This window comes from Aquisalimonas sp. (assembly GCF_007120195.1).
Classification (GTDB): domain Bacteria; phylum Pseudomonadota; class Gammaproteobacteria; order Nitrococcales; family Aquisalimonadaceae; genus Aquisalimonas.
Map to the genome: position 1 here is coordinate 1 of NZ_SKOG01000086.1, position 6,125 is coordinate 6,125.

Consider the following 6,125-nt stretch of genomic DNA (forward strand, 5'->3'; position numbering starts at 1 on the left):
GAATCACAAACCCGATCGCTGCCAAAAGGCGAACGGTCCACGGTAGTGTGCGACGCCAGGCACCAGGGAGACAAATGCGGGCCGAGGTGGCGCCCTCAGAACCGGCTTGCCTTGCGTCTCCATTGCGGACATTGGCATTACCATATGTATCGGCCGGCATCACGCGATGTATGATTTACGCTTCACCATGCTGGAGCATCCCGCATGCGGATCACTGTGAATCTCGATGACGACCTGCTGGAAGAAGCTCGCCGGCTTACCGGAACGAAGGGGCGCACGGCCCTGATCCACGAGGGGCTGAGGGCGCTGATCGAGCGCGAGAGCGCCCGCCGCCTTGCCCGCCTCGGCGGTTCGCAGCCACAGTTCGAGGACGTACACCGCCGAAGATCGGACTCGGCATGATTCTGGTTGATACGTCGATCTGGATCGATCACGGGCTTGCCTCGTTCGGCATGCTTCCGGAGTCCGGGATGCCGGAGCCAGCGTGCCCGGCAGCGCACGCGGTCGGGCGGTGCGTGGTTTTGAGAGGGGAACGCCGGCGCCGCATCGATGGCTTGCGCCGCTCCCTGGTCACAGGCGTGTCGCCTGCGCCTCCCGGACAGCGCGGCACAGGCCCGCATCGAGTGTCGCAAGGGGGATACCTTTGCGCATCGCCAGTTCCAGGTAAGCCGCGTCGTAGGCAGACAGCGCGTGCCGCCGTGCGAGGGCCAGCGTGGTGTCCAGGGCACGCTCGAAGGTCTCGGGATCCGCCCGAATCGCCATTTCCTGCAGCAGCGCGAGGAATTTGCTGGTTCTTGCCTCGCTCACGAACGCCCGCGCTTCGGCACGAGTGATCACGTTGGCGACCTCCAGCGACCAGAGCGATGGCACCCTGGCCACGGAACCGGGCTCCGTCATATATTCGAGCACTCGGTCGGCGTATGCGAGATCTTCGTGGCTGCCGTCCCCAAACAGCCAGCGCATCGACACGGAGTTGTCGAGGACGAACTCCACTAGTCGCGCCCCTCCTCGATGAGGGCGCGAATGTCCGCGTCGGTGATTGGCGGGGTGCGGTGCACGAACGCCCGCATCGCGGCCGCCGCTGCGGCTGCCTCCTGCTCCCGGCTCGAACCGACTGGGATCAGCTCGGCGACGGGGCGGCCGCGCTGCGTGATGGTGAAACGCCCGCCCGCGGCAACCTTGCGCAGCAGTTCCGCGAGATGCGTGCGGGCCTCGTAGGCACCGATTTCCTTGGACTGTTTGGTCAAAATGATCCCCCTGCGCGAAAATGCACTGGTCGGAAGACTGGTCGTATAATATAGAAACACTCGGGGTCAGAGTAAAGACGCGCAACAGTGGCTCATTCGTTTGCGCAGCCGCGCTGCGAGAGCTGCTCGTCGATGTAGGCCCTTAGCGTGTCCGGCCACGAGATGTTCATCGTGCTTGTCAGTGTGCTATGGGATTCTTGAGCCGTGGATCGAATGGCCTTGGTTGAAGTGATGCCAGCGGCATCGATTGCGTATAAGGTATATTATGTTAAATCTTTCGTTATCGTACGTGTCGGCCGAGCGCTAGTGCCCTACGCCCTTCCATCGGCCGTGGCGCCATGGCATGGCTGCACGCGGTATATGTGCACCTGCGGCGCGGTTTGTTTGACGGTGCATTACGCTGGCGCTAATGGCACCCTACACCCTTCGATCGGGCGCGGTGCCATGGCGTGGCTTGACACGGTACCCGTAGGGCGGATTAGCGCAGCGTCATCCGCCGTCGATGATATGGCGCCGCAGGCGCACGACTCAAAATGGATTAAGCACCTGTACGCCGGTGCCATCGAAATCGCTCTCGTTGTGCGTGACAACAATTAGGTCGTGAATCAGGGCAGTGGCCGCAATCTGCTTGTCCAAGGCGTTTTCAGGGCCCGGAACCCGCAGCCGCCCCCACACCTGGGCCACCTCTACATCGATGTCCAAGATATACTCGCCATACTCGTTGAGGATGCCGGTCAGCCATTTCTCGAGGACGATGGCTTGCTCCTCGTCACCACGGTGCCGGATCAAGTCGACACCTCGGCGGAGCTCGCCTACTGTCACGACAGATAGAAAGACTGACTGTTCTTGGCGCACCACGCCGTCAAAGAAACGCCGTATGCCGGGGTTGGCACGCCGCCCTTTTCGGGCCTCGCTGATGACATTGGTGTCAATCAAATACACGCGGCGCGTTCCCATACTTGTCGTCCACGCGGTCGAAGTCTTCGTCGCGGCCCAGATCCGGCATGGACGCCAAGACTTCCGCAAGGCTCTTGCGGCGTGTCTTCACCAGGGCCTGCTCAAGGATCGCGCGATGCTCGGCCTCGGCGCTGCGATTGTGCCGTGCGGCGCGCTCCTTGAGCGCCTGGGCGATCCGATCATCGACATTACGTACCACCAAGTTTGCCATAATCACCTCGAATTGGATTGATTCAGTGATAGCAATGATAGCGTTTTGTCTAGGCAAGCGTAAGCATTGATAGCATCGAATGGACCCAAGCAGGCGATCTCCGCTGCCCGGGTGCTCAGTGCCACAGTCCTCCATGGGGCGAAGCCCAGACTGACGCCTGCCGGCACCGTCGGCCAACACAGGCTGCCAAAACGTCACCCCCGGGTGTTTCTGTGCGCCGTTGGCGCGGTTTGTTTGATGGTGCATCTGTCAATGGGGACAACCACGACGCTCATCACGGATGTCCCACTGGTGACATGGTTTCTGTTGCCTATAGTCAATAACCGAAAAACGTTTCGACACGGTCGACAGGGGGGAAATCCTATGTTCAGGCAACTGAAAGGGTCGTTTGTTGCCGGTGTATTTCTGTGCTCGAGTCTTGCGGTCCACGCCTCGGCCGACCGCTACATCATACTGTTCGACGAGCACGCCTTGCCCGATGATCTCAAATCGAGCGTCGCCGCGGTGGGCGGCGAGATCGTTACGCGGCTGGACGAGGTGGGCATCGCCATTGCGCGGGCCGAGAGCACGGCGTTTCCGGCACAAATGGGTGCTGACTACCGAGTCAAGTCCGTGGGTCTCGAGCCGGCTTTCGCGGTCCCGGAGTACACCGCGGTACGACAACTCGAGACCGACATTCCAGCGGGCGACCCGCCGGCAGGGAGTTTCTTTTTCGATGAGAAACTGCTGTGGGGAATCGAGCGGGTCAGGGCGCCCGAGGCCTGGGCAGCCGGCGTGACCGGTTCGGCCGATACCACGGTGGCGATAATCGATACCGGAGTGGCGTGGAATCACCCGGATCTTGAGCCTAACGTGGTATTCGCTGCTTGCTTCACATCCGCCGGCGCCGTGATCGGCTTTGACACCTCCACCGGGCCGTGCAACCCCTATCCGGAGCTGGATGGGCACGGCACCCATGTAGCGGGAACCGTGGCCGCCGGCTTCGGCTTCGGCGTCGTCGGGGTGGGCCCGGACCTGGGCCTTGCCAGCTATAACACCTTCGAGTTGATCAACGGCAACCTGGTGGCACTGGTTTCCTCCCTCTGGCAGGCCCAGCTTGATGCCGCGGCCCGGGACTTCGACGTCATTAACATGAGCCTCGGCTCGCTCCATGCATTCGGCCAAGGTCCGGGCACTGACGACCTGGCCACGTTAGTGGCCGCCGACCGGCGCGTCGCCAACGCGGTCATTGACGCGGGCACGGCCCTGGTGGCCGCGGCGGGTAACGCCGGGGTCGATCTCAATGGGGTGCTGATCAATCTGCCTGGGGGGCATCCCGGCGTCGTTAACGTCGGCGCCACCGGCATTCGCCCTGAACCGCGTTTCCAGCCAAACGTGTCGTTCGACGTTCGCTCCTTCTTCAGCAATTTCGGCGCAGCGGTGGATGTCACCGCCCCGGGGGGCGATTGCGGCCTGCCCGATGCCTGCGGTCCGGAGGACGAGCTGCCGGAGAGCTATGTCGAGCACCTCATCCTGTCCACCGACGCGGAGCTGGGCCCCGCTTGCGCCGCCACCGCGAGCTGCACGCCCATCTGGTCGTACCTCGCCGGCACGTCCATGGCCTCGCCACACGTGGCCGGGGTGATGGGCCTGATCCGCGACGAGAATCCGACCCTCGGTCCGCGCGCGGCGAGCAGCCAGCTCCTCCGCACGGCGGACCGGATCCGCGGCGGCCGCCAGGAGTTCGGTCACGGTGTCGTGGATGCGCGCGGCGCCATCGATTGAGACGACTTCCGTTATGTAGGCAAGCAGGCCCGGCCGGAGCCGCTGGGCCTTTTTCGTGCATGTGCTCGGGAGCGGCACACCGGAGCGTAACCGCGGCGGGCAAGCGATAGCAAACGGACCCGCCGCGTGGGCTCAACGGGAAGGTTATCGGGCACCCGGCCGTCGGGTGGATGAGTGCCACGTAATCCACCGTCGATGACTCGAACCCGTGAGACACCCACACTCGCCGCTTTGCGGGCTGAGATGAGGTTGCTGGCAAGGCGTAGTGGTGAAGTGAGCCGCCAGTCGGGCGTGCGGGCAGTACGGAACCCGCGCGACACTCGCCTTCGGGCGTTTCCCGCCCGATGGAACTATACTTTGAAAGGTGACTGCGATGCCGTCATCTCGCTCGGGAACTCGACGACTCGCCCGACGTTAAGATGATAGACGGGCGTGCTCGGCGACAACCGTCCGACTGCCACCGCAGGGAGGATCATTGATGATTAAGAAATCGTTAGCCGCGCTCGTGCTCACACTGTTCATGACACCACTTTGGGCTCATATGTGCCCCGCATTGATGGGAGAAATTGACCAGGCGCTCACTGACGACGAGGTTGTCGGCGAGCTCGACCAGGATGCCCTCGACGAGGTGCGTGAATTGCGCCAGCAGGGCGAGGATTATCACAACGACGGCGATCACGACCAATCCGTGGACGTGCTGAACGAGGCCAAGGAGATACTCGGCATTTGATTGGATGCCGCCGGGCAAGGGCCTCCGGGCCCGTTTGCCCTCCTCTCTCAGGAATCCAATTCGACAACGCGGTTACGGCCGTCATGCTTGGCTCGATACATCGCCCGGTCCGCGCGATCAAGCAAAGTGCGTCGGCTGTCTCCCTCTCGCCAGGTGGCGACACCAACGCTGATGGTGATTCGCTCGACGCCACAGAAGCGCGTCTCGGCGACATGTCGGCGCAGGCGCTCCGCCAGCGTGCCGCCCGCCTCCAGATTGTTCCCGCTTGCCACCACAACAAACTCCTCGCCGCCCCACCTGCCGAGGTAATCGCCGCCGCGTAGATTCTGGTCGATCTCTCTGGCAAGGGTGGTCAGCACCCGATCACCGGCCTCGTGGCCGAGGCGATCGTTTACTTGCTTGAAGTGGTCTACATCGAAGAGCAACAAGGTGCACGGCTTGCCAGCGCGCTCAGCGGCATTGATAGCCGCATCGATCTGCTTCTCGGTGTGATAGCGGTTCCAGACACTCGTCAGTGCGTCGGTATGGGCAAGCCTTTCCAGGCGTCTGTTCGCCTCGGTCAGGCGCGCATTAAGCAGGTCGATCTCCCGGCTGAAGACCAGCACCGCCAGGTCTTCCCCGAGGTCCGCGGCGGCCTGCTGCTCGATGGCTGACCACGGCTCACTGCAGCCGCGGATCTCCTCCCGCCATGCAGCAAAGGAGTTGCGCGGCAAGAGCTGCAAACGGCCATCGCCCATCGCTACCGGCCCCTCGGGTTTGCCCGCCCAGAGTCGGGTCTCGATCTGCTCGGGCCGAAACATCAGGAACCAGCCCGGCTTGCCGTCATCGATAGGCAGTGGCACCGCCAAGAGCCCGCAACACGCGCTTTGCCCAAGGGCGTCCGCCAGGGCTGAGTCGCGCAGGTTGCGGCTGCACCAGATACCCTCGCGCGGTTGCGACTGCGATAATGCGCTCGCCAAGCGCTGGAGCTTGCCTTCCGAAGGCAACTGTCCGACACCGGAGACCGTCTCGCGATAGACCAGGGCGACCCCGCAAGCCCGAAACAGCGCAAGCCAGTCTGGCCCGTGGCGTTGCACCAGCGCGCCGGGATCCAACAAGCCGCCGCGATCCTTTGACAGCAGGTCACGACTGTCCCGGACACGCCGCAGATACCGGGCATCCGCGCGCGCGAGCAGGAGCATCAGACGCGCCGTCGCGGCCTGCACCAACGCCCAGC

The 6,125-nt window shown here is 63.3% G+C and carries 8 protein-coding genes; 3 read left to right on the forward strand and 5 right to left on the reverse strand.

Annotated elements, in window-relative coordinates:
* Window positions 1-204 precede the first annotated feature (204 nt).
* Window positions 205-402 (forward strand): type II toxin-antitoxin system VapB family antitoxin, encoded by a 198-nt coding sequence (locus tag QZT63_RS06935; RefSeq protein ID WP_290649755.1) that lies wholly within the window; start codon window positions 205-207, stop codon window positions 400-402.
* Window positions 403-570: 168 nt separating this feature from the next.
* Here QZT63_RS06935 and QZT63_RS06940 read toward each other — a convergent pair whose 3' ends face one another.
* The 4 genes from QZT63_RS06940 to QZT63_RS06955 all read right to left on the reverse strand — a co-directional run bounded on the left by QZT63_RS06940 (window position 571) and on the right by QZT63_RS06955 (window position 2,415).
* Entirely contained in the window at window positions 571-993 is a 423-nt protein-coding gene (locus tag QZT63_RS06940; protein WP_290649757.1) for a type II toxin-antitoxin system VapC family toxin, read from the reverse strand.
* Window positions 993-1,247: a type II toxin-antitoxin system prevent-host-death family antitoxin gene (locus tag QZT63_RS06945; RefSeq protein WP_290649759.1), complete on the reverse strand. Its 255-nt coding sequence runs from the start codon at window positions 1,245-1,247 to the stop codon at window positions 993-995. The genes QZT63_RS06940 and QZT63_RS06945 overlap by 1 nt, the downstream gene beginning before the upstream one ends.
* A gap of 528 nt (window positions 1,248-1,775) precedes the next feature.
* Window positions 1,776-2,204, reverse strand: coding sequence for a type II toxin-antitoxin system VapC family toxin (locus QZT63_RS06950; protein WP_290649761.1), 429 nt, complete (start codon window positions 2,202-2,204; stop codon window positions 1,776-1,778).
* On the reverse strand, window positions 2,176-2,415 hold the full coding sequence (locus QZT63_RS06955) for a DNA-binding protein (RefSeq protein WP_290649763.1): 240 nt from the start codon (window positions 2,413-2,415) through the stop codon (window positions 2,176-2,178). Before QZT63_RS06955 ends, QZT63_RS06950 begins: the two co-directional genes overlap by 29 nt.
* A gap of 363 nt (window positions 2,416-2,778) precedes the next feature.
* Here QZT63_RS06955 and QZT63_RS06960 point away from each other — a divergent pair, with 363 nt between their 5' ends.
* Together QZT63_RS06960 and QZT63_RS06965 are read left to right on the forward strand one after the other, a co-directional pair.
* Window positions 2,779-4,179, forward strand: coding sequence for a S8 family serine peptidase (locus tag QZT63_RS06960; RefSeq protein WP_290649764.1), 1,401 nt, complete (start codon window positions 2,779-2,781; stop codon window positions 4,177-4,179).
* A gap of 478 nt (window positions 4,180-4,657) precedes the next feature.
* Complete coding sequence (locus QZT63_RS06965) at window positions 4,658-4,909, forward strand: hypothetical protein (RefSeq protein ID WP_290649766.1); 252 nt, start codon at window positions 4,658-4,660, stop codon at window positions 4,907-4,909.
* Between the two features lie 47 nt (window positions 4,910-4,956).
* Here QZT63_RS06965 and QZT63_RS06970 read toward each other — a convergent pair.
* The coding region (locus QZT63_RS06970) for a sensor domain-containing diguanylate cyclase (protein ID WP_290649768.1) at window positions 4,957-6,125 on the reverse strand (1,169 nt) is incomplete at its 5' end.

What these genes read in the sequence shown, in the direction of transcription:
- QZT63_RS06935 (WP_290649755.1), top strand. Translation starts at nt 205, where the DNA reads ATGCGGATCACTGTGAATCTCGATGACGACCTGCTGGAAGAAGCTCGC.
- QZT63_RS06950 (WP_290649761.1), bottom strand. Translation starts at nt 2,204, where the DNA reads ATGGGAACGCGCCGCGTGTATTTGATTGACACCAATGTCATCAGCGAG.
- QZT63_RS06955 (WP_290649763.1), bottom strand. Translation starts at nt 2,415, where the DNA reads ATGGCAAACTTGGTGGTACGTAATGTCGATGATCGGATCGCCCAGGCG.
- QZT63_RS06960 (WP_290649764.1), top strand. Translation starts at nt 2,779, where the DNA reads ATGTTCAGGCAACTGAAAGGGTCGTTTGTTGCCGGTGTATTTCTGTGC.
- QZT63_RS06965 (WP_290649766.1), top strand. Translation starts at nt 4,658, where the DNA reads ATGATTAAGAAATCGTTAGCCGCGCTCGTGCTCACACTGTTCATGACA.